This is a genomic window from Pseudoalteromonas sp. SG43-4 (genome assembly GCF_014164325.1).
Lineage (GTDB): Bacteria > Pseudomonadota > Gammaproteobacteria > Enterobacterales > Alteromonadaceae > Pseudoalteromonas > Pseudoalteromonas distincta.
This window is the reverse complement of sequence record NZ_JACJFB010000007.1, coordinates 191,171-217,253: the sequence shown is the minus strand read 5'-3', so window position 1 is coordinate 217,253 and position 26,083 is coordinate 191,171. Positions and strand designations below refer to the sequence as shown.

25 protein-coding genes and 5 tRNA genes are annotated in these 26,083 nt (G+C 41.2%); 23 read left to right on the top strand and 7 right to left on the bottom strand.

The features are described 5' to 3' along the window. Positions 1-338 precede the first annotated feature (338 nt). Positions 339-860: a flavodoxin FldB gene (gene fldB / locus H5160_RS09505; protein ID WP_024605911.1), complete on the bottom strand. Its 522-nt coding sequence runs from the start codon at positions 858-860 to the stop codon at positions 339-341. A gap of 94 nt (positions 861-954) precedes the next feature. On the opposite strand from fldB, the gene xerD reads away from it, so the two are divergent. From xerD to H5160_RS09430, 15 genes are all read left to right on the top strand, one after another. After that, entirely contained in the window at positions 955-1,881 is a 927-nt protein-coding gene (xerD, locus tag H5160_RS09500) for a site-specific tyrosine recombinase XerD (RefSeq protein WP_002961416.1), read from the top strand. A gap of 63 nt (positions 1,882-1,944) precedes the next feature. Beyond that, the gene (gene dsbC, locus H5160_RS09495; protein ID WP_002961417.1) at positions 1,945-2,673 is read left to right on the top strand and encodes a bifunctional protein-disulfide isomerase/oxidoreductase DsbC; all 729 of its coding nucleotides are present in this window, start codon (positions 1,945-1,947) and stop codon (positions 2,671-2,673) included. A gap of 78 nt (positions 2,674-2,751) precedes the next feature. After that, positions 2,752-4,473 (top strand): single-stranded-DNA-specific exonuclease RecJ, encoded by a 1,722-nt coding sequence (recJ, locus tag H5160_RS09490; RefSeq protein ID WP_182695430.1) that lies wholly within the window; start codon positions 2,752-2,754, stop codon positions 4,471-4,473. A 144-nt stretch (positions 4,474-4,617) separates the two neighbouring features. After that, a protein-coding gene (gene prfB, locus H5160_RS09485) for a peptide chain release factor 2 (protein ID WP_100218355.1) occupies positions 4,618-5,716 on the top strand; the annotation gives its coding sequence in 2 pieces (ribosomal slippage) (positions 4,618-4,692 and positions 4,694-5,716; 1,098 coding nt in all). Between the two features lie 26 nt (positions 5,717-5,742). Beyond that, positions 5,743-7,278 carry a lysine--tRNA ligase gene (gene lysS, locus H5160_RS09480; RefSeq protein WP_002961420.1) on the top strand — a complete coding sequence of 512 codons (1,536 nt, stop codon included), beginning with the start codon at positions 5,743-5,745 and terminating at the stop codon, positions 7,276-7,278. 321 nt (positions 7,279-7,599) lie between these two features. Further along, positions 7,600-7,782 carry a hypothetical protein gene (locus H5160_RS09475; protein WP_010553261.1) on the top strand — a complete coding sequence of 61 codons (183 nt, stop codon included), beginning with the start codon at positions 7,600-7,602 and terminating at the stop codon, positions 7,780-7,782. A 128-nt stretch (positions 7,783-7,910) separates the two neighbouring features. Then, positions 7,911-8,003, top strand: a tRNA-Ser gene (locus H5160_RS09470). A gap of 38 nt (positions 8,004-8,041) precedes the next feature. Beyond that, positions 8,042-8,118 (top strand) — tRNA-Arg (locus H5160_RS09465). Between the two features lie 45 nt (positions 8,119-8,163). Further along, a tRNA-Arg gene (locus H5160_RS09460) sits at positions 8,164-8,240 on the top strand. Positions 8,241-8,318: 78 nt separating this feature from the next. Beyond that, positions 8,319-8,395: transfer RNA gene (locus H5160_RS09455), tRNA-Arg, on the top strand. Positions 8,396-8,510: 115 nt separating this feature from the next. After that, positions 8,511-8,587: transfer RNA gene (locus H5160_RS09450), tRNA-Arg, on the top strand. 222 nt (positions 8,588-8,809) lie between these two features. Further along, a complete protein-coding gene (locus tag H5160_RS09445; protein ID WP_182737302.1) occupies positions 8,810-9,985 on the top strand; it encodes an exo-beta-N-acetylmuramidase NamZ domain-containing protein in 1,176 nt (391 codons plus the stop codon). A gap of 9 nt (positions 9,986-9,994) precedes the next feature. Beyond that, a complete protein-coding gene (gene pbp4b / locus H5160_RS09440) occupies positions 9,995-11,653 on the top strand; it encodes a penicillin binding protein PBP4B (RefSeq protein ID WP_182737300.1) in 1,659 nt (552 codons plus the stop codon). A 191-nt stretch (positions 11,654-11,844) separates the two neighbouring features. Further along, complete coding sequence (locus tag H5160_RS09435; RefSeq protein ID WP_182737298.1) at positions 11,845-13,221, top strand: Na+/H+ antiporter NhaC family protein; 1,377 nt, start codon at positions 11,845-11,847, stop codon at positions 13,219-13,221. 237 nt (positions 13,222-13,458) lie between these two features. Continuing rightward, positions 13,459-15,201 (top strand): potassium/proton antiporter, encoded by a 1,743-nt coding sequence (locus tag H5160_RS09430; RefSeq protein WP_138489632.1) that lies wholly within the window; start codon positions 13,459-13,461, stop codon positions 15,199-15,201. Positions 15,202-15,483: 282 nt separating this feature from the next. On the opposite strand, the gene H5160_RS09425 is transcribed toward H5160_RS09430, so the two are convergent. From H5160_RS09425 to H5160_RS09415, 3 genes are read right to left on the bottom strand one after another with little or no spacing between them, the layout of a single operon-like run. Further along, positions 15,484-16,116 carry a hypothetical protein gene (locus tag H5160_RS09425; protein WP_182732944.1) on the bottom strand — a complete coding sequence of 211 codons (633 nt, stop codon included), beginning with the start codon at positions 16,114-16,116 and terminating at the stop codon, positions 15,484-15,486. Further along, on the bottom strand, positions 16,103-16,681 hold the full coding sequence (locus H5160_RS09420) for a sigma-70 family RNA polymerase sigma factor (RefSeq protein WP_259416977.1): 579 nt from the start codon (positions 16,679-16,681) through the stop codon (positions 16,103-16,105). The genes H5160_RS09425 and H5160_RS09420 overlap by 14 nt, the downstream gene beginning before the upstream one ends. Before the next feature lie 14 nt (positions 16,682-16,695). After that, positions 16,696-17,331, bottom strand: a complete 636-nt coding sequence (locus H5160_RS09415) for an energy transducer TonB (RefSeq protein ID WP_182732945.1) — start codon at positions 17,329-17,331, stop codon at positions 16,696-16,698. A 156-nt stretch (positions 17,332-17,487) separates the two neighbouring features. Here H5160_RS09415 and H5160_RS09410 point away from each other — a divergent pair, with 156 nt between their 5' ends. From H5160_RS09410 to csrA, 8 genes are all read left to right on the top strand, one after another. Then, positions 17,488-17,994, top strand: coding sequence for a DUF3087 domain-containing protein (locus H5160_RS09410; RefSeq protein WP_002961927.1), 507 nt, complete (start codon positions 17,488-17,490; stop codon positions 17,992-17,994). Between the two features lie 34 nt (positions 17,995-18,028). Next, complete coding sequence (locus H5160_RS09405; RefSeq protein WP_182715618.1) at positions 18,029-18,478, top strand: low molecular weight protein-tyrosine-phosphatase; 450 nt, start codon at positions 18,029-18,031, stop codon at positions 18,476-18,478. A gap of 326 nt (positions 18,479-18,804) precedes the next feature. Further along, positions 18,805-19,428 carry a GTP cyclohydrolase II gene (gene ribA, locus H5160_RS09400; protein WP_182737297.1) on the top strand — a complete coding sequence of 208 codons (624 nt, stop codon included), beginning with the start codon at positions 18,805-18,807 and terminating at the stop codon, positions 19,426-19,428. Between the two features lie 81 nt (positions 19,429-19,509). Next, entirely contained in the window at positions 19,510-20,298 is a 789-nt protein-coding gene (locus H5160_RS09395) for a BPSS1780 family membrane protein (RefSeq protein ID WP_024595741.1), read from the top strand. After that, on the top strand, positions 20,298-20,750 hold the full coding sequence (locus H5160_RS09390; protein WP_002961933.1) for a regulatory protein RecX: 453 nt from the start codon (positions 20,298-20,300) through the stop codon (positions 20,748-20,750). The genes H5160_RS09395 and H5160_RS09390 overlap by 1 nt, the downstream gene beginning before the upstream one ends. 19 nt (positions 20,751-20,769) lie before the next feature. Further along, entirely contained in the window at positions 20,770-23,370 is a 2,601-nt protein-coding gene (gene alaS, locus H5160_RS09385; protein ID WP_182711828.1) for an alanine--tRNA ligase, read from the top strand. A gap of 6 nt (positions 23,371-23,376) precedes the next feature. Next, positions 23,377-24,594, top strand: coding sequence for an aspartate kinase (locus H5160_RS09380; RefSeq protein ID WP_024597680.1), 1,218 nt, complete (start codon positions 23,377-23,379; stop codon positions 24,592-24,594). A gap of 91 nt (positions 24,595-24,685) precedes the next feature. Continuing rightward, positions 24,686-24,877, top strand: a complete 192-nt coding sequence (gene csrA, locus H5160_RS09375; protein WP_004587515.1) for a carbon storage regulator CsrA — start codon at positions 24,686-24,688, stop codon at positions 24,875-24,877. 50 nt (positions 24,878-24,927) lie between these two features. Here csrA and H5160_RS09370 read toward each other — a convergent pair whose 3' ends face one another. From H5160_RS09370 to H5160_RS09360, 3 genes are all read right to left on the bottom strand, one after another. Further along, on the bottom strand, positions 24,928-25,395 hold the full coding sequence (locus H5160_RS09370; protein WP_165744115.1) for a YcxB family protein: 468 nt from the start codon (positions 25,393-25,395) through the stop codon (positions 24,928-24,930). A gap of 133 nt (positions 25,396-25,528) precedes the next feature. After that, positions 25,529-25,720, bottom strand: coding sequence for a hypothetical protein (locus H5160_RS09365; RefSeq protein ID WP_182737295.1), 192 nt, complete (start codon positions 25,718-25,720; stop codon positions 25,529-25,531). Positions 25,721-25,778: 58 nt separating this feature from the next. Further along, positions 25,779-25,952 carry a DUF1328 domain-containing protein gene (locus tag H5160_RS09360; RefSeq protein ID WP_002961939.1) on the bottom strand — a complete coding sequence of 58 codons (174 nt, stop codon included), beginning with the start codon at positions 25,950-25,952 and terminating at the stop codon, positions 25,779-25,781. Positions 25,953-26,083 lie beyond the last annotated feature (131 nt).

Here is a 26,083-nt window from a genome sequence, read left to right as displayed (position 1 = left end):
GTTCAAACTAGGGGCTATTTAATCGCGGCGCGAGATTTGTAACCTAGTGGGCTAAGTAAAAACCGAGCAAAGCTTCCGCGTCCTGCTCACGCCCCTTACCTACATCCATGTAGGCAACAAAGAGTTGATCGCCCCTAGGAAGAACCCTTTGGGCAGCGCCTGTTTGGCATTAATGCTACGTTATCGCCCATTTATGGGGAATAACCACACTGCATAGGCTCTGCCTTGCCTAAATACCAAACAGACTGCTGCAAATTTAACCTTAAAAGATCAACAGACCCTAGTTAAAAAGCCCGCAACTAAACTAGTTGCGGGCTTTTTACTTATTAGCTAATTAATTAAAGCGTTTCGCTATATTCAGTCATTACCTGTTCAACCCATGTTGCAATACGCTCATCGCTTAGCTCGTATTGGCTGTCTTCGTCGAGCGCAAGACCAACAAACTGTTTACCATCAGGGGTTAATGCTTTTGAGGCTTCAAACTCGTAGCTACTGTCATTTGGCCAAAAACCAAGTTGAGTAAATGTTTGCGTATTTATTTCATCGTGTAGCATGCCTAGCGCATCTTGAAACCATTGCCCGTAACCTTGCTGATCGCCCATGCCAAATAAAGCAATGGTTTTACCGTTTAGGTTTACGTCGGCTATGTCGTCCCACTTTGACTCCCAGTCTTCTTGTATTTCACCAAAATCCCATGTTGAAATACCAAAGATGATAAAGTCGTACTGCTCTGCATTTTTTAGTGGCTCGTCTTTAATATTGTGCAGGGTAACTATATCGGCACCAATAATGTCGCGAATCTTTTCTGCTGCCATTTCGGTGTAGCACGTAGTAGAACCAAAAAATAAACCAATTTGCATCGTATTTATCACTGTGTAATTGCCTGATATGATAGGCTCAAGTTTACCGTAAGGTATTTTTAATTGATACCTTAGCAAAGCATGAGAGCATAATGTGACAACGCTATCTGACGATTCTTTTGAAAATAACAGCAGTATGAGCAGTAATAGCGACTACCTAGAAACCTTTTTAGATAGCCTGTACTTAGAACAAGGCGTAAGCGAAAATACATTAAGCGCTTATCGCAGTGATTTAGATAAGTTTTGCCTATTTTTAAAAGGCGAAAATTTAATGACGGTAACGGGGCTAGACATAGAAAGCTACTTAGCGCATCGAGTTGATTTAGGTTTAAAACCACGCAGTACAGCACGTAGCATTAGTGCGCTAAAGCGTTTTTATCAGTACTTTGTGCGCGAAAAAATAATTAGTGATTCGCCCATGCTAAACATAGCTCAACCAAAAGCCGGACAGTCGTTACCTAAAACACTCTCAGAAGCTGAAGTTGAGGCATTGTTAAATGCGCCCAACACAGAAGAAGCGATGGGGCTGCGCGACAAAGCCATGCTAGAACTACTTTATGCAACGGGTTTGCGTGTAAGCGAGCTTGTTGGGCTTCGTATGGAGCAAATTAATTTGCGCCAAGCAGTGGTGTTTGTAAAAGGTAAAGGTAATAAAGAGCGCTTAGTGCCACTGGGTGAAGAAGCCATGTATTGGCTGGAGCAGTTTTTAAAGGGTGGGCGTGCACAAATGATAAAACACGCCACCGATTTTGTGTTCCCATCTAAGCGCGGAGTAGGCATGACGCGACAAACCTTTTGGCATAGAATTAAACACTATGCTATTTTGGCATCAGTTGAGTCTCCATTATCGCCCCATACCATGCGCCATGCTTTTGCTACGCACTTATTAAATCATGGGGCAGATTTACGTGTGGTACAAATGATGTTGGGCCATAGCGATTTATCAACGACGCAAATTTATACCCATGTTGCCAATGAACGGTTAAAGTCGGTACACGCAGAGCATCATCCGCGAGCGTAAGTTTGAAAGTAAATATTATTAAGCCGGTCAATATATTAAGTATTTTTAGGATAGAGAGAAGTTATGAAAAAATTAATGTTAGCAGGTGCCATGTTGTGCACAAGTATTAGTGCATTTGCAAATGGCGTTGCTGTAACACCAGATGCTAATGATCCTATTATTACTAAATTTGCCGAGCTTGGTGTAACTGTAAAGCAAATTAACCCAAGCCCAGTAGCGGGCTTAAAAGAGTTGATCACTAATAAGGGCGTGCTTTACGCAAGTCCAGATGGTCAATTTTTAATGCAAGGTACGTTAATCGATTTAAATAATCGTAACAACTTAACAGAGCAAGCATTAAACGGCGTGCGTGTTGAGGGCATTAAAGAATACGAAGATTCGATGATTGTGTACAAAGCACCAAACGAAAAACACAGTATTACCGTATTTACCGACATTAGCTGTGGTTACTGTCGTAAATTACATCGCGAGTTAGACGATTTACTTGATGCGGGTATTACCGTTAAGTACCTTGCGTTTCCACGTGGTGGCTTACAAGGTTCAGGCTACGCAGATTTAATGAATGTATGGTGTGCACGCGATCAGCAAGAAGCACTAACAGAAGCTAAGTCGGGTACAAGCACTAAAGTAGTTGCAGGCTGTAGCGCACCGGTTGCAGAGCATTACCAGCTTGGTCAAAGCTTTGGTATTAGCGGCACACCTGCCATTATTTTAGAAGATGGTACGATGATCCCAGGTTACCAGCCAGCAGCAGCACTAAAAGCAGCATTAGATGCTAACAAAGCGTCGTAATACGTTTTATAGCTAATAAAAAGGCCTTAATGGCCTTTTTTTGTCTTTTTAATACGACCCAATAAGTTAAAACTCTGCATGAAAAAATTGATCATTGCGCGTGAAAACGTTGACGACTCGCATCTACCGAGTAATTTACACCCTGTAATTAAACAAATTTATGCTAACCGCAATGTATTTAATGCCGACGAGCTAAATAACAGCGTAGCTACGCTTCACGACTTTAAATTGTTTAAAGATATCGACAAAGCCAGCGATTTATTAATTGAAGCATTAAAAGCGCAAAGCCAAATATTAATAGTCGGCGATTTTGATGCTGATGGCGCAACAAGTACTGCAACATTAATGCAAGGCCTTGAGATGTTTGGCTTTAAGCATTTAGATTACTTAATTCCTGACCGGTTTAGCTTAGGTTATGGTTTAAGCCCCGCACTTGCAGAGCAAATAGTACAAATAAAGCCTGATTTAGTGATCACCGTAGATAACGGCATATCGTGTATTGCTGGTATTGATATTTTAAAAGCGGTTGGTATTAAAGTGCTGGTAACAGATCATCACTTACAAGGTGAGCAGCTGCCAAATGCCGATGCAATAGTAAATCCAAATAGGCACGAATGTAACTTCCCGTCTAAATCTATAGCAGGCGTTGGCGTTGCTTTTTACTTACTAATAGCACTGAGAAGCGTAATGCGAGACCTTGGTTATTTTGAGCAGCAACCGCCGCCTAATTTAGCTAACTTGCTCGACATTGTAGCGCTTGGTACGGTTGCTGACGTGGTCGCACTTGATGCAAATAACCGCACCTTAGTACATCAAGGTTTAGCACGTATTCGCAGTGGTAAAACACGCCCTGGCATCACCGCGCTTATTGAAGTGGCTAACCGCAATGCTGCGCGCTTAAGCGCAAGCGACTTTGGCTTTTCACTTGCCCCGCGTTTAAATGCAGCAGGGCGATTAGACGACATGAGTTTGGGTATAGCATGCTTACTTAGCACCGATATAAACCAAGCACGTAGTATTGCCAGCGAGCTCGATAGCTTAAACTTTGCAAGGCGCGAAATAGAACAAGGCATGCAAGCCGAGGCGCAAGCCGTGCTTGATAGACTCGCATTTAGCGACGATAACGTCCCTGATGCAATCTGCTTGTTTCAAGACGATTGGCACCAAGGTGTTATTGGTATTTTGGCTGGTCGCTTAAAAGAAAAGTACCACCGACCAACCGTTATATTTGCTGGTGGCGAAAATGGTGAAATAAAAGGTTCGTGCCGCTCTATAGAAGGGTTGCACATGCGCGACTTACTCGAAGGGCTTAATACTGCTGAGCCACACTTAATTAATAAATTTGGTGGCCACGCAATGGCCGCTGGTTTAAGTATTAATGAGCAACACTTTAACGACTTTAAAAAGGCATTTGATGCTGCAGTGAGTGCGCAACTGAGTGAAGAAAGTAAGCGCTGTATTGTATTTACCGACGGTGAGCTGCCAAACGACTGCTTTACGATGGAGTTTGCTCAGCTATTAAAGCAATCGGGCCCGTGGGGGCAGCAATTTCCTGAGCCGGTGTTTGAGCACACCTTTGAAGTAATACAGCAGCGCATAGTCGGCGAAAAGCATTTAAAGCTGGTGCTAAAGCATCAATCAGGGCGATTAGTTGACGCCATTGCCTTTGGTATTGATGTAAAAGAATGGCCCGACACAGAAGCGAAGTTTGTAAAAGTAGCCTATCAACTCGATATAAATGAGTTTAGAGGTAAATTTACGCTGCAATTAATAGTTAGAGAGCTTGAAAAAGTGCACTAAAAAATATGCACAAATCATGCATAAAAGGCTAATAAAGCGCGCGGTTTTTTGTTAAAATCGGGCGTTTTTATCATTTGACGATAATTTGTTGCGAAAATCCCATGTAAAGGGGCGCAATTACCTAGCCATTTTGGAGTGATGTACATGTTTGAAGTGAATCCTGTGATTAACCAAATCAAGGAAATTCGCGAACGTACTGAATTGCTTCGGGGGTACCTTTGACTACGCTCTTAAACAAGAACGCCTAGAAGAAGTTAACGCCGAACTTGAAGATTCAGCCGTATGGAATGAGCCTGAACGCGCACAAGCGCTTGGCCGTGAAAAATCAGCATTAGAGGCTGTTGTTGAAACAATCGACAACCTTGTAGCCGGTACTGACGACGTTGAAGGTCTACTTGAACTTGCTGTAGAAGCCGAAGATCAAGATACCTTTGATGAAGCACAAAGCGAACTTAGCGATCTAAACGAGCAGTTAGAAGGTTTAGAGTTTCGTCGTATGTTTTCAGGTCCTCATGACTCAAACGATGCGTACCTTGATTTACAATCGGGTTCTGGCGGCACTGAAGCACAAGACTGGTGTAACATTCTACTTCGTATGTATTTACGTTGGGGCGAGGCTAAAGGCTTTAAAGTTGAGCTAGTTGAAGCAACTGACGGTGATGTTGCCGGTATTAAAGGCGCAACAGTTCGCTTTGTTGGCGAATACGCTTACGGTTGGTTACGTACAGAAACAGGCGTTCACCGTTTAGTGCGTAAAAGCCCGTTTGACTCAAGTGGTCGTCGTCATACCTCATTTGCTTCTGCGTTTGTATACCCAGAGATTGACGATAATATTGAAATTGATATTAATCCGTCAGACCTACGTATAGACGTTTACCGTGCATCAGGCGCGGGTGGTCAGCACGTTAATACCACCGAATCGGCGGTTCGTATTACTCACGTACCAACCAATACCGTAGTGCAGTGTCAAAACGAGCGTTCACAGCATAAAAATAAAGCCCAAGCGATGAAGCAGTTAAAAGCTAAATTATTTGAGCTTGAGCTACAGCAGCAAAATGCTGAAAAACAAACGCAAGAAGACGCTAAATCTGATATAGGGTGGGGTAGCCAAATACGTTCATACGTACTTGATGACGCACGTATTAAAGATTTACGTACAGGCGTTGAAAACCGCAATACCCAATCGGTACTTGACGGTAACTTAGATAAATTTATTGAAGCCAGCCTTAAATCTGGCCTATAACCACCAAGCTAATAAAGAGCTAAAAAATGACTGATAAAATCCAAGACGAAAACAAGTTAATCGCTGAGCGTCGCGGCAAGTTAGACGCGATACGCGAAAATTGCCCAGCCAACGGTCATCCAAACCAATTCCGTCGTGAGCATTACACGGCTGATTTGCAAGCCCAGTTTGGTGATAAGAGCAAAGAAGAATTAGTTGAACTACAAGAAGTTGTGTCTATTGCTGGACGTATTTTAGCAAAGCGTGGACCGTTTTTTGTAATTCAAGACATGAAAGGTCGTGTACAAGCGTATGCATCTAAAGATGTTCAAAAAGACCTTAAAGAAAAATATGGTCAGCTAGACACTGGCGATATTATAGGTGTTAAAGGTGCGTTAAATAAATCGGGTAAAGGCGATTTATACGTAGAAATGACTGAGTATCAATTACTAACTAAGTCACTTCGTCCGTTACCTGAAAAATTCCATGGCTTATCAGATCAAGAAACAAAGTACCGCCAACGTTATGTTGACTTAATTACTAACGAAGCAACGCGCGAAACATTCCGCATTCGCTCACAAGTAGTTGAAGGCATTCGTCGCTTTTTAGCAGACCGTGACTTTATGGAAGTAGAAACACCTATGCTACAGGTTATACCTGGTGGTGCATCTGCGCGTCCGTTTGTAACTCACCATAACGCGCTTGATATCGACATGTACCTACGTATAGCGCCAGAGCTTTACTTAAAGCGCTTAGTGGTAGGTGGTTTTGATCGTGTATTTGAAATTAACCGTAACTTCCGTAACGAAGGGTTATCTACACGCCACAACCCAGAATTTACAATGATTGAATTTTACCAAGCATACGCTGATTACATCGACCTGATGAACATTACCGAAGACATGCTACGTACTGTTGCAGAAAACGTACTAGGTAGTGCAATTGTAGTTAATACAACTAAGGACGAAAACGGCGAAGTTATCGATTCAGTTGAATACGACTTTGGCCAACCGTTTACACGTTTAAGTATGGCGGATGCTATCTTAAAATATAACCCTGAGTTTGATGCTGCGGTATTTAACGACCCAGAAAACCATTTTGAAGAGTTAAAAGCGTACGCTAAACAAGTGCACGTTAAAATTCCTGAAAACTGTGTTTGGGGCCCAGGTAAGTTTCTTTGTGAAATATTTGAAGAAACAGCAGAGCACATGCTTATTCAACCTACGTTTATTACTGGTTACCCGTGGGAAGTATCACCACTTGCACGCCGTAACGACGAAAACCCATTTGTTACCGACCGTTTTGAGTTTTTTGTTGGCGGCCGTGAACTTGCAAATGGTTTCTCTGAGCTTAACGATGCACAGGACCAAGCTGAGCGCTTTACTCGTCAAGTTGAAGAGAAAGACGCAGGCGATGATGAAGCAATGCACTACGACGAAGACTACATACGCGCACTAGAGTACGGCTTACCGCCAACGGCTGGTGAAGGTATTGGTATTGACCGTTTAGTAATGTTGTTTACTGATTCATCAACAATTAAAGACGTTATTTTGTTCCCGCATATGCGTCCACAAGCTGACTAAGCTTTAGTAAAACAAAGTAAGTTAATAAACGCCGCTTAATAGCGGCGTTTTTTTACTTATAATTAGTGTTTTAATTAATAAGTACTACACTAAAAATTAAAGGTAATTATTAGTGCTGATTAATGTGCAATTCAGCTTCACTAACTTATTGTTATTGGAAGTTTTTAATATTAAAACTAACAGTGCTATAACTTTTTAGTATGATTGTTTTTTAAACATATGTTGTGTTTGTACAAAGGTTTTAGCTAGAATACGCACGAAATTTACACTGCTGGTATTTAGCAGTTAAATATAGATTCTTAAAGGACTTAGAATAATAGTATGAAAGACAAACGAGTAGATGATTTATCAGAAGAATGCACATCAGAGCAAGAACGAAACGCTTACTACCGTGCTTGTATCGCTGAATTTCAACAATTAGGTTATCAAGAACAGTATTTGGCTCAGTTAACTGATGACTTAGTTCCCGTGCTAGGTGTTAATCCTTCAAATAAAAATACGTAACCCGCTTAAATTTCAAACTAATTACACTTTTAAACCAAGCATATGTGCAATCTGTAACCATATAGTCGTTTTTGGTAGAAAAGTGTTTGACATATTTTCTGAAATCTTTATTATACGCCCCACAAGACGGAGAGGTGTCCGAGTGGCCGAAGGAGCTCCCCTGCTAAGGGAGTATAGAGTTTGTAGCTCTATCGAGGGTTCGAATCCCTCCCTCTCCACCATTTCTTTTAATGGCGTGTTTTGTAAAATTTTAAAGTATGGGTGCATAGCTCAGCTGGATAGAGTACTCGGCTACGAACCGAGCGGTCGGAGGTTCGAATCCTCCTGCGCCCACCATACTTTAATAACTCGCTTAGAGTCTAAATAAGCAAACTATAAAGTGGGTGCATAGCTCAGCTGGATAGAGTACTCGGCTACGAACCGAGCGGTCGGAGGTTCGAATCCTCCTGCGCCCACCACTTTATAAACTCTACTTAGAGTATAAATAAGTAAAACTCTCACTTAGAGTAAAAACAAGTAATAGTAAAAATGAAAGTGGGTGCATAGCTCAGCTGGATAGAGTACTCGGCTACGAACCGAGCGGTCGGAGGTTCGAATCCTCCTGCGCCCACCACTTTCATGTTTTCATACACTTTTAAGTGTAAGAAAAATAAACCGATGGAAATCGGTTTTTTTATGCCTGAATTAATACGCTCTGCTTAGAGTTTAAATAAGCAATCTATGAAAGTGGGTGCATAGCTCAGCTGGATAGAGTACTCGGCTACGAACCGAGCGGTCGGAGGTTCGAATCCTCCTGCGCCCACCACTTTCATAAATAAGCCGACATTAAGTCGGTTTTTTTGTGCCTAAAATAAAGTGAAGTGTAAACTACCACTCCTGTAGCCGCAGAGCTTGCTCGCGTGAGAAGCGCCAGCTTCTAATGGCTATATCTAATCACTATATCTAAGCCCACTTAACCCCTTTCTAAAGCTGCTCTTTATTATTACCTATGTTATTTTAAACGCCTTATTTAAAAGGATATTGCAGTATGTTTAAAACCCTATTTATTACGTTGTTTTTTATTTTTAGCGCCATTTTTATTGCAAGTGTGCAAGCCAACGAAGCTAATAACTCACTTGTAGTAGGTGCGCAGCAATATGCTAAATATTTACCGCAGTTAAAAAATAAACGTGTAGGGCTAGTCGTTAATCAAACATCAAGCGTAGGGGAAACTCACTTAGTAGATACTCTACTGACTAAAAACATAAACATAACTAAAATTTTTGCACCTGAGCATGGCTTTCGTGGCGATCACGATGCGGGCGCCCATGTGAAAAATGCTGTTGATGGTAAAACTGGTATTCCGCTTATTTCTATTTACGGTAAAAATAAAAAACCAAGCCAAGCTGCTTTAGCCGATGTTGATGTCATTATTTTTGACATTCAAGATGTGGGAGTGCGTTTTTATACCTACATAAGCTCTATGCACTACATGATGGAAGTCGCTGCAGAGCAGGGGATAGAATTTTTAGTACTCGATAGGCCCAATCCAAATATTGCCTACGTTGATGGGCCAATATTAGAGTCAGAATTTAAATCGTTTGTAGGCATGCACCCAATTCCTGTTTTACACGGCATGACCGTTGGCGAACTTGCCAAAATGATCAAGGGCGAGGGTTGGATCAATAAAGCGGCCGATTTAAAATTAACGGTGATCCCTGTTGAGCATTACACTCGCAAAAGTACTTACAGCTTGCCTGTAAAACCCAGCCCTAACTTACCTAACGATCAAGCCATTGCGCTTTACCCATCACTTTGCTTTTTTGAAGCAACGCCTATTAGCATTGGTAGAGGCACCGACTTTGCATTTCAAGTAATTGGCTATTCGCCAGTAGCATTAGGTGATTTTAATTTTACACCGCGCGCAATTAAAGGCGCTGCTTTAAACCCTAAATTTAAAAACCAAACCGTGCAAGGGCTCGATTTAAGACAAGCAAATATCACAGGTTTAAATTTAACTTACTTAATAAATGCGTACACGAAGCTTACTAAAAATAACATCTCGCTTTTTGAGCGCGCTGACTTTATGGATAAACTAGCGGGTACTAATAAATTGCGCTTAGCTATTGAAGCAGGGCAATCAGAAGCGCAAATAAAACAAAGCTGGCAGGCGGGGCTTGCGCAATTTAAAGCGCAAAGAGCGCCTTACTTGTTATATAAATAAGGGCTAAGCATGTTTATTGCTGTAAAAAATCAAAGGTGTGGTTATATCAAACAAGCATTTATAGCGGCATTGAGCTTTATTATTGTGGGTTGTAGTACACCACCGGAGCCTATTAGCTCGGTGCTACCACTTACAAAGAGCCAACTTGTAGAGCTGCCTAATGCACAAGTGGTTGTAACGTTTCCTGAGGTAAATCCAAGTAGCCGGTTTTATGTAAATAACCGAGGAACGTTTAAAGCTTACAAAGGGCGCGGGCAATTATTAATACAAAACCATAACGCACAAAGCGCCGATATTTACATTAATAATAAAAAGCTCGACGTTAACCAACTAAGCGCCAACACCTTATACAATTACAGTTTGGCAAAAAATACTCACAACGGTGTTAATACCTTTAAAGTTGAAAATATTCTCCCTGCTGGCGCAAGTTTAACGCTGCGTTTTGCATTTCCTACTTTAAGCGATGAACCAAAAAAGCATATAGATTTTAATGAAGTAGACGCATTAATTGAACGCGATGTAAAAGCAGGTTTTCCTGGTGCTGTATTGGCAGTTGTTAAAAATGGCGAGCTAATAAAATTAACCGCCTATGGCGATGCAAAGCAATACCAGCAAAGTGATTTAATGCTACTACGCCCAGAGCCCATGCAAACTAATACTTTGTTTGATCTTGCCTCAAACACCAAAATATTTGCCACAAACTTTGCACTTATGAAATTAGTAAGCGAAGGGTTATTAAATATTAATAAACCCGTACAAAGCTACCTAAGCGAATATAAAGGTGAAGGGCGAGCAAAGCGCACAGTAAAAGACTTACTCACACACAGCGCTGGATACCCGCCAGTATTTGACTTTCATCGTAAAGATGGCAGCTACGGCGACGCGTTTTATTCGCAAAACAGTAAAACCACCAAACAGCTATTACTTACCAGCGTGCCTTTTAGTAGTAAATCATCTGGGCAGCATGTTTACTCAGATATTGATTACATGATTTTAGGCGTACTCATTGAGCGCATAACTGGGCAGCCCCTTGACGAATACCTAGAGCAGCAAGTGTACGCGCCATTAAAATTAACTAACACGTTATTTAATCCACTTAAAAAAGGCTTTAAGCCGCAGCAATTTGCAGCCACTGAGCTTAGCGGCAACACACGAGACGGGCGCATTAAGTTTGATAATGTTCGTACCACTGTTTTACAAGGCCAAGTGCATGATGAGCGCGCTTACTACTCACTTGATGGCGTAGCAGGGCATGCAGGGTTGTTTAGTAACGCTCACGACTTAGCCGTGCTTTGCCAGCTATTACTAAATAATGGCGGCTACGGCGATGAACAATTATTTAGTGCAAGCGCTTTAGCGCAATTTTTAACGCCGCAATCAAGCGATGAAACCTACGGGCTTGGCTTTAGGCTTGCCGGTAATAACCAAGCAAGGCGTTGGCACTTTGGCCCTTATGCAAGCGCGCAGGCTTATGGCCACACCGGTTGGACAGGCACAGTAACCGTAATAGACCCCGCTTACGACTTGGCTATTGTTTTACTTACTAATGCTCGCCATAGCGCAATTAAAGGCTCGCTAAAACGTTACGAATTTACAGGTAAACAATTTGAAACCGCGCAGTACGGATCGGTAGTGTCGCTTATTTATGAAGGGCTACTAAATCAATAAGCTATCGTATAGGTTAAAACGTACTAACAGCATTACTCTAAGTGATTTATTTACAGGTGACTTGAGTAAGGCAATCCATTAAGCTAAGCGGTTTACAAATCTAAGCCAGTTTATGCTGCTAGGCTTAACAAATAAGCGATAAAACGCGTACAAAGCGAGAGTGGCTCGCTAATAATTAAGGTTAACTTTTTATGCATTGGTATTCTATTTTACCGCCGCTAATTGCGATTGCTATCGTGTTTTGGCGAAAAGAAGTGATTATGGCGCTACTTGTTGCTGTTGCTTCTTCTGAGTTTTTACTCGCCTTTCAGGGCGAAGGTAATAGCTTGTTTGACACTTTTTTAAATACCATTGAACGTATTATTTCGGTTGCCAGCTCGCCAGGTAATACACGCATATTAATATTTAGTATTTTAATTGGTGCCTTGCTTGCCTACATTCGCGAATCTGGCGGCGTTGCAGCAACGGTTAATATGCTAATGAACAAAGGTATTGCAAAAAGTAAGCGCCAAGTGGGATTTTTAACCATGTTTACCGGCATTGCGGTGTTTATAGAATCTAACTTGAGCGTACTCACCTCAGGGATTTTATCGCGTGGCTTATTCGACAAATTTAAAATGAGCCGAGCGCGCCTAGCGTACATTATTGATAGCACCAGTGCGCCAGTGTGTATTTTAATACTACTTAATGGCTGGGGTGCATTTGTACTTGGTTTATTAGGTAACTACGAGCTAGGTGAGTCGGCTGTATCGGTGTTGTGGGGCAGCGTTGGGTATAACTTTTACGCCATAATTACCCTTACCATTGTTTTTTATACCATCGCGTTTGATAAAGTGCATGGCCCAATGAAAGAAGCCGAAGAAAAACTAGAGCTTCAAACAACTGACTTAAAAGAAGAAGTAAAAGGCTCTAAAGCGCGTTACATGTTAATCCCGCTTATTACGCTTATTACCAGCATGGTTGGCTTTATGTATTACACCGGAAATGGTGTACTAGCCGAGGGCAGCGGCTCTAAATCAGTATTATATGCAACGGTTTTAGCCATTGTTGTCGCTTACTTTTTAATGATTGGCTCACGTAAATTTACGCATCATCAATTAGTTGATACCGGTTTTAAAGGTATGGGCGAATTAATGCCATTAGTCGCCATTGTACTGCTTTCGCTTACACTTGGCGCAAGTCTTAAAGAGCTTGGCACTGGTGTATTTGTAGCATCGCTTGTTGGCGACTACCTACCTATTTACTTAATAGTACCGGTGCTGTTTTTAACCGGCGCAGTTATGTCGTTTACTACGGGTACATCGTGGGGCACGTTTGCCATATTAATCCCAATTGGCGTGCCACTTATTCAAGCGCTAGGTTTACCGCCATCGCTTGTGGTAGGTGCTATTTTAGGTGGTGGTATATTTGGCGATCACTGCTCGCCTATATCCGACACCAGCGCGGTATCGGCTATTGCATCTGGATGTGACTTACTCACCCACGTTAAAACGCAGCTACCATATGCCTTATTTGGTGGCGGCCTTACGTTTATAGCGTACTTAATAACAAGCATTATTGTTTTATAAAATACGATTGCTTAAATAGTCAAAAGCCTGCTTATTGCAGGCTTTTTTGTTTTTAAATTAAGACCGAGGCTAGTAATACCAAGCTTAACGACGCTCTAGCTATTAAATAAACAATTTAAATATTGACTTAAGTACCCGTATTTATATTTTTTAGGTTATTGTATAGCATGAGCTTTAAGCTTTTTGGTAGCTATAAATTCTTACTTTTTAACTCATATAAGGCTGTAAACCCACACTATGTTTGTAATTGATAATATCATTCTCGTTAGTGCCATTTTAATTTTACTTGGAGTGATCTCGAGCAAGTTATCTGCACGCGTTGGCTTACCGGTGCTGGTGCTATTTTTACTTGTAGGTATGCTCGCAGGTGAAGATGGTATTGCAGGTATTTCATTCGACAACGCAGAGGCCGCACATGCTCTGGGTACTCTAGCGCTTGCTATTATTCTATTTGATGGTGGCTTACAAACGCCCACCAGTTCAATTAAACAAGTGTGGAAACCCGCGTCTGCTTTAGCAACCATCGGTGTGTTATTTACCGCTGTAATTACAGGCCTTGTGGCCACTTATATTTTAGACCTACCCATATTACAAGGTGTATTACTGGGCGCCATTGTTGGTTCTACAGATGCCGCAGCCGTGTTTGCACTTTTACGAAGTGCGGGTATTCACTTGAATAAAAAGCTTAAATCGACCCTTGAAATAGAAAGTGCCTCGAACGATCCAATGGCTATTTTTCTAACGGTTGGTTTGCTCGAAATGCTCGTTAATGACATGCCAGTAGGGCTGGGTTTACTACAGTTATTTGCTCAACAAATGGGTGTTGGCGCTATTTGTGGTCTTTTAATTGGTAAAATATCGGTTTGGTTTATTAATCGCATTAAACTAAATGCATCGGGTTTGTATTTAGTGATGGTAACCGCATTTGGACTGCTTTCATTTGGCCTTTCTGCAACGCTCGGCGGCAGTGGATTTTTAGCTGTATTTATAACGGGTGTTATTTTAGGGAACAGTAAATTTGTATATAAACGCGGTATTTTTCTGTTTCATGACGGCTTAGCATGGCTTGGGCAAATAACCATGTTTGTTGTATTAGGACTTCTTATTAACCCATCGTCGTTGGTTGATGTATGGCTAGAAGGATTGCTTATTGCATTGGCACTCATTTTTGTTGCTCGCCCATTAGCGGTAGCGCCTATTTTAAAACTGTTTGGCTTTAATAATCGCGAAACCTTATTTGTATCTTGGGTTGGCCTTAGAGGCTCAGTACCCATTATTTTAGCTATATTCCCATTATTATTTGGCCTTTCAGGGGCTGAACTTATTTTTAATGTTGTTTTTTTCGTGGTGTTAATTTCAGCCACGTTACAGGGCTCAACAATGCCGTGGATGGCTAAAAAACTAAATTTAGTAGAGCCGCCACCTGATTTGGCTGCTGCAACGCTCGAAATCACAGCACTAAACGATATTGATATAGAAATTGTAGAATACACTTTAAGTGACGTTTCTCGGGTTTCTGGGCGCAGCTTGTCACATGCTGCACTTCCTGAAAGTGTAGTTGTTGCTATGATCACACGAGGTCCGTCAATCATACCGCCACGGGGTTCAACTAAGTTAAAACCAAATGACCATTTATTTGTTGTTTTAAAACCAGATAACAGACCTTTTGTTGATTTAGTTTTTACAGCAACCGATAAAACAAACCACCAAGATAGCCACTTAGCGCACAACGAACTTAAAGTGAAAGGGGTAACGTTGGTAGGCGATATATTTTACTCTTACCACATGCACATAGACGCCCCAGAAGAGATAAGCTTGGAAGAAGTGATCAACCAAAAGCTTTCAGGAGAAGTCAGTAAAGGCGATATTGTTGTTATTGGTAATGTGCAAATACGCGTTATAACAATGGTACATACACGCATAGTTACCATTGGCTTAAAGTACTTAAACAATCCAGAAAAGCGACTTTTAAAGCAGTAATCATTAACAGAGATTTATTAAGCTGTACTAGCTCAGACTTGATCTGACAGTTACCCATTTTTCTAATGGTGACTGTTAGTTTAGATTTGAGCTAATACAATTTATATCAAAGATGAATACAACAAAATTACTAAAGAGCAATATCGTGATTTTATAGAGCTTTCCTCACCATTAGATTACATGGGCGATAGTCAACTATCTTTGTGCAGCGCGTAGCGCCTCTGTGTTCTCGGTGGTAATATTTATCTAAATTACCACCCACCTTAACTGAGCCAAACTAACCTAAGCCCCACATTGCCTAACCCCAGCTCCCGCATGTTTAAGCGCAATAATTTGCCCTCTGCCGTTATGCGCCATAGCCAGCATATCACCTTTGTTTATATTACTTTCTACCGCGTGTTTACCTTTTAAATCTCTCAATAATGACTGCTTAATTTGTACTAGTACCTCGTCATTACAGCTGGCTATGTACCAGTCGTTATCTACCTTTACGAGCGTGCCGTATTCTATGTGGCGTTGTTGGTGGCGGCGTAAATCGTTAGCTAATTGGCTATCGAGTGCGTGTTTTTGCTCTGTAAAGGTGCTTGCGTAGCTACCTGCTTGATTTATTTCGTGTGTTTTAATAATTGAATAGTCGTGAATGTCTATAGTGTTAAATACGCTATTAAGCACGGTTTTAGGCTCAGTATTTATTACGTTGTTATTATCAAACACAATAAAGGCGAACACACCGAGTGCGCAGGCAAGGCTGGTTAGCTGTAGCGTAAAACTAAACCTTGTGGGCTTTTTAGGCTTTGTGTGCGTGGCTGTATTAAGTAGCGCTTTTTGTTGATCGCTTGTAAGTGTTATGCGCTCTTTTCGCTCTTTGTAGTGTTGTGTGAGCTTTTGATCAAACGGCTCATCAGGCTTGTTCATTGTTTGCTCCTAATAAACGTTTAAGGTGTTGCTTGGCGTAGCGCAGCCTTGTTTTAATGGTCTCAAGGCTGCTTTGCGTTATAAGTTCTATGTCGGCAAGCGAAAAGCCTTCTTGTTGCAAGGTTACGGCTTCGCGCTGTACAAAGCTAAGTTGTTTTAGGGCGGCGTCGAACGCGTCGTAACTTATGTTTGAGCTGCCTATAGTTAAGCCACTTTCGCTTTTATCATTTTGTGCTGCTAAATGCGTGTTTTCGTCAAGCTCTACAAAGTGCTGTTGCCTGCGGTATTCGTCAATGAGTGTGTTGCGGGCAAGTTTAAATAACCACGCTTTGGGTGTGGTTTGTGCTTGGTAAAGGTGGCGTTTTTCGATTACTTTTAGCCATGTTTGTTGGCTTACGTCGTATGCTAAATGCGTATTAGATTGCGTAACAAGGTAGTGGTATAAGTCGTTACTGTAGAGGGCTATAAGCTGCTCTAAGTAACGATTGTCGCCACTTTTTGCGTAACTTGCCATGCAGTCCTTGCTTGGCGTTTCAAATAACCATGACTTAATACTTAGTTGCATAGGCGTTTAGTCCGTTAAATAGAGTTATCTAATTTAAAATCGAGCTGTACAGTTTGACCTGTTTGTAATTGTGCCACACCTTCAATTACTTTGGGGCGATATTTCCAGCGTTTAATGGCTCTTATTGCTTCGCGGTCAAAGGTACGTTTTGGCTCGGCGTTAATAACTACTGGGTCGATTACTTCACCGGTGGGCGAAATACTAAAGCTTAGTTGTACCCAACCTTCAATACCATCGCGCGCGGCTGTAGTTGGGTATTTAGGGTTTATGCGCACTATGGGTGTTGCATCCCCTGTAGGGCGATTAATGGTATTGTTAATGTCGCCACCAAAATCGTCAATTGTAACTGGCGTAAGGTCGCTAATTGCCAACACAGGATCGGCTGATGTATCAAGCGGTGGAGCTTTTTGCGGCACTTTAGGCATTGGCGGTGGCGGCTGTATTTTTTGTATATGCCTGACTTTTGAATCCTCAGGTGCCTGAAAAATCTCTACTATAATATCGCCCCCTGGTTTAACCGGTGCGCGTTGCTCGCCACTTATTAAATATTGCATAAACGCAAAAGCTGCAAAGGTCATTGCGGCGCCGCCAATAACGGCAGTCGATGTTTTAATAAATACTGGGTTGTTAGGTACTTCAAGTGTGTGCATAAGCCGCTCCAAATTTTATTGACCACTACAATTAGGGTGTTTTCAAAGCTATAACGGGTGGCAAATCAAAAAGGGGTGAAATAATTTTATAAAAAATGTGGGGTTTAGTTACAATAGCCATTCGCATTCTTTTACTTATTAACTTTTTAGGCTGTTATGCAACTCATTGAAATAAATAAAGCGCGTTACCGTAAACATTTAAACCGTGTTATTGCAGGATGCGGTATTGGTTTGGCTGTAGGCAGCTTGGCTATATCGCAAACGCTGATTGCTTTATTTCCTGATGAAAGTGGTAGCCACTTTCATTGGAACTTAATAGGCGTTGCTATTACAAGCGTTGGGCTTGCGTGGTTACTTAATAAATACCGTACACATACGTTTATGACAGAAGTTGTTTATGTGTGGGAGCTTAAAAAAGCACTTAATAAAATAACCCGTAAAATGGCTAAGTTAAAAGCCGCTGGCCGTGAAGGTAATGCCGATGCGTTATTAGCGATTCATTATAGCTACGCGGGCTCTCGGTTATTGTGGCAGCTAGACGATAATCTAATCACCATGGACGATTTAGCCATTAAACAAGCTGAGCTTGAATCTGTTGCAGCGCAACATAACGTAACGCTTAATGTTGAAGATTACGATGAAAGCATTTTAAAACAGTTTTAAAACTTAGGTTTTTAAATTAGTTGGAGGAGCCTTAATGAAAAAAGTACTCATAGTGTGTTTAGGTAATATTTGCCGCTCGCCAACCGCAGAGGCGGTATTAAAAGCCCGCGTTAAAAAGCTAGGCGTTAACGTTAACGTTGATTCGGCAGGCACTATTGGCTATCACGAAGGTAAAACGCCTGATAGTCGCTCAATGGCAGCAGGGGAGAAGCGCGGTTACAGCTTTAAAGGTATTTATTCACGTAAAGTACGTACAAGCGACTTTACTGAGTTTGATTTAATTTTAGCGGCCGATACGCAAAACTTAGCTGATTTAAAAGCCCAGTGCCCTGAGCATCTACAGTACAAATTAGCGCTGTTTTTAGAATATGGCGAGCAAGCCCAAAGCGCTATTCCCGATCCCTATTACGGCGGCGATGATGGCTTTGAAAATGTGCTCGATTTAATAGAAGCGGCTAGCGATAAAATACTCGCTAAAATTTAAGGCATAAGCTTTAACAAGCTTTTGGTAGCTATTAATTTTAAAGTGGAGCTGCACTTGAGTTATAACCATTTTGTCGGGTGTCGCTTCGCTCGCTCTACGTGATGGCGTTGAGTTGGAAGCTTAAATTAACTTTATAAAGCGCGAGGTAAACTCCCGCCTACATTAGACGTTAGAGGCTACAACAATTCTTTCACTTCTCTTGAAAATAACGCCTGTCGTCGCCATATATTTGCCATAAACAGTCTTGTACTACGGTGTATTTATCCTATTTTGTGATACTATCACTTTATTGTCGTGTCGTAGTTATTTAAATATTTGGATTTGTCGTGGCGCAAGTAAGAGCAAGAGTCCAGCTTAAAGTTGGCAGAAATAGTGATATCCCTGCAGAAATAATCTCATTTACTGATTTAAAAGATAGTAAAGAACATATTGCTATGGTGTTTAACAACGCCGATACAGAGCAAGATGTACCGCTAATTCGTATGCATTCAGAATGCTTAACGGGCGATGTATTTTACTCATCGCGTTGTGATTGCGGCGAGCAGCTAAATGAATGTATTGAAATGATGCACGAGCAAGGCGGTATTTTATTGTATTTACGCCAAGAAGGCCGTGGCATTGGTTTATACAACAAAATAGACGCTTACGTATTGCAATCGCAAGGTATGAACACCTACGAGGCTAATAATCATTTAGGCTTTGCTGATGATTTACGTGACTTTTCGGATGCAGTATTAATGCTCAATGCGCTTAATTTAAGTCACGTTAAATTAATGACTAATAATCCTAAAAAGCTTAATGCATTAAAAGATGCCGGTATTAATGTTGACTCGGTTGTGGGCACGCATGCGCACATTAAAGCGGGTGTTGCGGGTAATAAATCGTACCTAGAAACAAAAATTAAGCATGGCGCGCATATGTTAGATATTAAGAAAATTAAAAAACCTTAATCATTTAATTACGTTTCGTCTATTAATCCCCCCTCACGCCAAGTTATACTTGGCGTGTTTCGTTTTAAATTAAGAGCAAGTATGTCTACACAATTACGAATTTTTAAAGCCGATGCAGGGCTAAAGTGGTTAAAAGCCGGATGGCTTATTTTTAAAACCCAGCCAGCAACCTTTATTTTTATGCATTTATTTATTGGCATTGTAGGGCTGCTGTCTTTATTTTTACCGCTGCTGCAAGTAGTAGCAGCACTCGCTACGCCATTTTTAACCGCAGGGTTTTACCAAGCGGTGCTTAGTAAGCAACAGGGCGGAAAAATTATGCTAGCCGATATTCTCAAGCCATTTACGGCTAAGGGAAATCGTTTAGGGTTATTACGTTTAGCACTTTATCAAATGGGTGCGGGTATTTTAATGGCGTTACTTGCTAATGGCTTATTTGCCGATGCAGTGGCTGTTATGAGCCAACCAGGACTTGATCCAAACGTAGCACTTGAGCAAATGCTTGAGAGTATTTCGGGCGCGAATGTAATTTTATTTTTTATGGCAATGCTAATTTATTTAACGGCATTTGCGTACGCTGTGCCACTTGTTTATTTTAGTAAAGAAACACGCATTTTAACGGCGCTTAAAAAGTCGTTAATGGTGTTTTATCATAATATTTTGCCACTTGGCGTTTTTGGCCTTATTTGCGCATTATTTATGGCGCTTTCGATGTTCTTATCGTTCTTACCACTGTTGATTTTAATGCCGATTTGCTACATTAGCTTTTTTGTATCTTATCAAGCCATTTTTATGCCTGTTGTACCATTAAGTGACGACATTAATGTTAAGCCACTTAGCAGTGAAACAAGCGGACGTTTTGACGCTTAATGGATGATAAATTAAAGCAAAAACTAAAAAACTATGTACTTTGGTTACTAGGGCGCCAAGAATATTCGCGTCGTGAGTTAACGCTCAAATTACAGCAAAAAGAAGCGACAGAAGAGTTTATTGAAACGCTGCTTGATTGGTGCGAAAAGCACAATTTTATTAACGAGCAGCGATACTGTGAAGGCTTTGTAAGAAAACACATATTTAAATGCCACGGGCTTAAGCGAATACAAAGCGAAGCTATGGGCAAAGGGATTGATCGTTCGCTACTTGAAATGGTAGTTGAAGAGCTTGAAATAGATTGGTTTGAGCTTGCGCAGGATGCGTACAATAAAAAATATTCGAATACACCGCCAGATCTCGATTACAAAGATAAAGCTAAGCGCGTGCGCTACTTAATGTATCGGGGTTTTAGCTACGATGAAATTAATTTTGCAATGCAAGCACAGTAAATACAGGTGAGACTTTCAAATGCAGCACATGACTACCGCACAAATTAGGCAACAGTTTTTAGACTTTTTTGCCAGCAAGCAACATCAAATAGTACCTTCTAGCTCGCTTATACCGGGTAACGATGCCACGTTGTTATTTAATAATGCCGGCATGGTGCAATTTAAAGATGTATTTTTAGGCGCAGAAAGCCGCCCTTATACACGTGCGACAAGTTCGCAGCGCTGTGTACGTGCTGGCGGTAAGCATAACGATTTAGAAAACGTAGGCTACACTGCTCGCCACCATACATTTTTTGAAATGTTAGGTAACTTCAGCTTTGGCGATTACTTTAAGCAAGACGCGATTAAGTTTGCGTGGGAGTTTTTAACTGAGGTTGTTAAATTACCTCAAGAAAAACTGCTTGTTACTATTTATCACGATGATGAAGAAGCGTTTGAGTATTGGTCAAAAGATATTGGCTTAAGTGAAGATCGTATTATTCGTATTGCGACCTCTGATAACTTTTGGTCTATGGGCGATACTGGTCCATGTGGTCCGTGTTCTGAAATATTTTATGACCACGGCGAGCATATTTGGGGCGGACCTCCGGGCACTCCAGAGGAAGACGGCGACCGTTTCATCGAAATTTGGAACCTTGTATTTATGCAATACAACCGTCAAAGCGACGGTACTATGTTGCCTCTACCTAAGCAATCTGTTGATACAGGAATGGGCCTTGAGCGTATTTCTGCTATTTTGCAGGGTGTGCATTCAAACTACGAAATCGATTTATTCCAAGGCTTAATTGCAGCAGCTGCAAGTGTAACTAACGCGCAAGATATGGACGATAAGTCACTACGCGTAGTGGCGGATCATATTCGTTCGTGTGCGTTTTTAATCTCTGACGGTGTTATGCCATCTAACGAAGGTCGTGGTTATGTACTACGTCGTATTATTCGTCGTGCTGTGCGCCACGGTAATAAGTTAGGTGCGCAAGGTTCGTTTTTCTATAAGTTAGTTGCTGCGCTAATTGAGCAAATGGGTCAAGCGTACCCAGAGCTTGCTAAGCAACAAGAAATTATCGAAAAAGTATTACGCATTGAAGAAGAACAGTTTGGTAAAACACTTGAGCGTGGCTTAGCTATTTTAGAAGAAAGCTTAAGTGACCTTAAAGGCGATATTATACCGGGCGACTTAGTATTTAAACTTTACGATACGTATGGCTTTCCAGCTGATTTAACGGCCGATGTTGCGCGTGAGCGCCAGATGACGATTGATCATCAAGGTTTTGAAGAGTGCATGGCTGTACAACGTAAAACAGCGCAACAAGCGGGTAAGTTTGGTGCTGATTACAACGAGCAATTAAAATCAGAAAAGCTTACTGAGTTTAAAGGCTACGACAGCACACACCATAGCGCGACAGTGGTAGAAATTTTTGCTGGTGGCGAAGCTGTTCAGTTATTAGAAGATGGTCAACAAGGTATTGTAGTATTAGACCGCACACCGTTTTACGCTGAATCAGGCGGCCAAACGGGCGACACGGGTACTATTGCAGTTGCTGGTGGCGAATTTAATGTTACTAATACCACTAAACTTGGTAATGCTTTTGCTCACCACGGTACTGTGCAAGGCCGCATTGGTGTTAACGATAAAGTGGATGCGACTATTGATGATGCACGCCGCGATAGCATTAAGAAAAACCACACAGCTACACATATTTTACACGAAGCACTACGTCAATTATTAGGCGACCATGTAGGCCAAAAAGGCTCACTTGTTCAGCCTGATCGTTTACGTTTTGACTTTTCGCACTTCGAAGCGGTTACTAAAGATGAGCTACGTGAAATTGAGCGTGTAGTTAATGACGAAATTCGTCGTAACTTTGCACTCAATACTGAGCTTATGGCTATTGATGATGCTAAAGCGAAAGGTGCTATGGCGTTGTTTGGCGAAAAGTACGATGACGAAGTACGCGTAGTTACTATTGGCGACTACTCTATTGAGCTTTGTGGTGGTACTCACGTTGAGCGCGCAGGCGATATTGGTTTATTCAAAATAGTATCTGAAAGCGGTATTGCAGCAGGCGTTCGCCGTATTGAAGCGGTAACTGGTGCTGATGCAGTTGCTTATGTTAGCGAGCAAGAGCAACAATTACATGATGTAGCTGCTTTAGTTAAAGGCGATAGCGCATCGGTACTTGAAAAAGTAACCGCGTTACTTGAAAAGTCTAAAGGTCTTGAAAAGCAAATTGCGCAACTTAACGATAAGTTAGCAAGTGCAGCGGGTGCATCTTTACTTGATTCGATTGTTGAAATTAACGGCATTAAGCTACTTGTAGCAAATGTTGAAGGTACTGAATCTAAAGCGCTTCGCGGTATGGTTGATGACCTTAAAAACAAAATTGGCTCAGGTGTTATTGCACTGGGTGTTGCCAGTGGCGACAAAGTAAGCCTAATTGCTGGTGTAACTAAAGACTTAACAGGCAAAGTAAAAGCCGGTGAGTTAGTTAACCACATGGCAGGCCAAGTAGGTGGTAAAGGTGGCGGTCGTCCAGATATGGCACAAGCTGGTGGTAGTGAGCCACAAAACCTTGCTGCTGCACTAGATAGCGTTACAGCTTGGTTAACTGAGCGTACTTAAGCCTTAGTGGCGCTTATTGTTCAAAAATTCGGTGGCACTTCGGTCGGCTCGATAGAGAGAATTGAAGCGGTCGCCGACCTTGTTGTAAAAACCAGACAACAAGGACACCAAGTGGTTGTGGTGCTCTCGGCTATGTCGGGAGAAACCAACCGCTTAATTAATCTCGCCAAACAAATCGATACTCGCCCGAGTAGCCGTGAACTAGATGTACTTATTAGCACCGGAGAGCAGGTTTCTGTATCACTACTTGCTATGGCTATTATAAAACGTGGCCACTCTGCTGTGAGCCTATTAGCCGATCAAGTCAATATTTTAACCGATAACATGTTTGGTAAAGCTCGTATTGCAGAGGTTGCTGCTACGCGTTTAAAGCATGAGCTTGAGCATAATCGTATTGCTATTATTGCTGGGTTTCAGGGGCGTGATGTTGAGGGCAACATTACAACGCTTGGGCGCGGCGGCACCGATACATCGGCTGTGGAAATAGCTGCGGCTATAAAAGCTGACGAATGCCAGATCTATACAGACGTTGACGGCGTATATACTACAGATCCTCGTGTTGAACCTAACGCGCGCAGAATGAGCCAAGTTACCTTTGCCGAAATGCTAGAACTGGCAAGTTTAGGGGCGAAAGTTTTGCATATTCGCTCAGTAGAAGCCGCAGGAAAACATAATGTGCCACTTAGGGTGCTTTCGAGCTTTAATCCCGATGAAGGTACATTAATAAGTTTTGAGGAGAACGATATGCCAAGCAAGGTTGTATCGGGGATTGCGTTTAATCGTGACGAATGTTTAATTAAGGTACAAGGTGTGCCAACGGGCACGCAATATCTTTCAAAAATATTGAAACTTTTTGCCGAAAATGGCATCGAAATAGATATGATTAATCAAGTTAATCATAACTTTGAAAAAATAGACTATGCTTTTACTGTGCACTCGAATGATTATCTGCAAGCACTTGAATTATTGAGTGAAGATCAAGCTCAGCTCAGTGCTCAAAATATAAGCGGATTGCAAGCAGTAGCTAAAGTTTCTGCTGTTGGCATGGGTATGAAATCACATTCTGGTGTCGCTAGTTTATTTTTTGATGCATTAGCGCAGGAAAATATTAATGTGGTTTTAGTCTCGACTTCAGAGATTAAAATTTCAGTTTTAATAGATGAAAAGTACTTAGAGTTGGCTGTTCGTGCATTACACAAGGCATTTTTAACAGAAAATGGATAGATTGCGAGTTTTTACTTACTTTTCAGTCTAATTTTCATTAGTATGTTTAAGCGGAATCTTATAATTTTTATTGGAACATGGGAGCAAGAGAATGCTAATACTAACTCGTAGAGTAGGTGAAACCCTAATGATTGGTGACGAAGTAACAGTTACTGTTCTAGGTGTTAAAGGAAATCAAGTTCGAATCGGTGTTAATGCACCAAAAGACGTATCAGTGCATCGTGAAGAGATTTACATGCGCATACAAGCTGAAAAGTCGAACCCTAATCCGGGCAATGCTTAATCAACACGTATACGTAGTTGAGTAATTAACTCAACTAGACTAAAAGCCACTCACTGAGTGGCTTTTTTGTTTATAAAAGCGAGTGTTTCAGGACTAAGTATTTGTTTTGATATGTACTGCATGCCGCTTTTGTTTTTAATAATAATACCTTGTTGGGTGTCTATTACTTCGCTTATATTTTGCCATTCTAATTGATAGCTTTTGTAATGATTAGCAGATTTAATACCTTCTTCATCAAAGGTAAGTGTTACCTCAGAGCCTGATGCTCTGCTGAGCATTTGTCTGGTTACCCACCATGGTCTGCGATAGTAAAAAGCGACGCACTCGAGTACCGCTAACATGATCATAAACGATCCTAAGTAATGATCGTCTAAAACATAAATGCCAAATAGACCAAGCGCAACTAACAACACAAGTAAAAAGTATTTAGGTTTTGCACGCTTACTATAAGGGAGTGACTCATCAAAACACTCGTAAAAGTAGGGTTTATCTAATGTGTAGGTGGTTGTGAATGCCATTTTGCCTTGCTTTAAATATCGTTTTTTTTATTTTAACAAGCTAACTGCTAAATGAGCAGCTTTATAGTCAGTGATTTTATTACTGGCACAAAAAAACGGCTCGAAAGCCGTTTTTTTAGCGGTACAAGAAGAATTAACAGTTAGTTTCTTCAGCGTTCACGCCTTCTTTAACATTTTCACATGCATCTTCAACAGAGTTTTGCACATCAGTTACTGCTTCGTCGATACGTTCGCCAGCATCTTCTGCATGGTTGTCTTCACAACCCATCATGAAAAAACCTGCAAATACTGCGATTAGTGCTGCTTTTAAAGTTGTAGATTTCATAGTGTAATTCCTTGTAAGTATTAATTAAATTTTAGTGTTTGTTAGTTGAATGCTTTATCTACCTGGGTGATTTACCACGTAGTGCACCTGAAACTAATGAAATCACTAAAAGTACTAAAAAGATAAAAAATATAATTTTTGCTATACCAGCTGCGGCACCTGCGATGCCACCAAAACCTAACACTGCAGCGATTAAAGCAATAACTAAAAATGTAATTGTCCAGCGTAACATTGTTTTCTCCTTGGTTATCAAATTTGCTCATAATAACTAATGCCAGTTATATGCCAAAGTTTATTTGGTATAAATATCAATTGGTTATGGTTTTTCGCTGTTGTTCTAGTTATTAGTTGGTTAGTAACTTT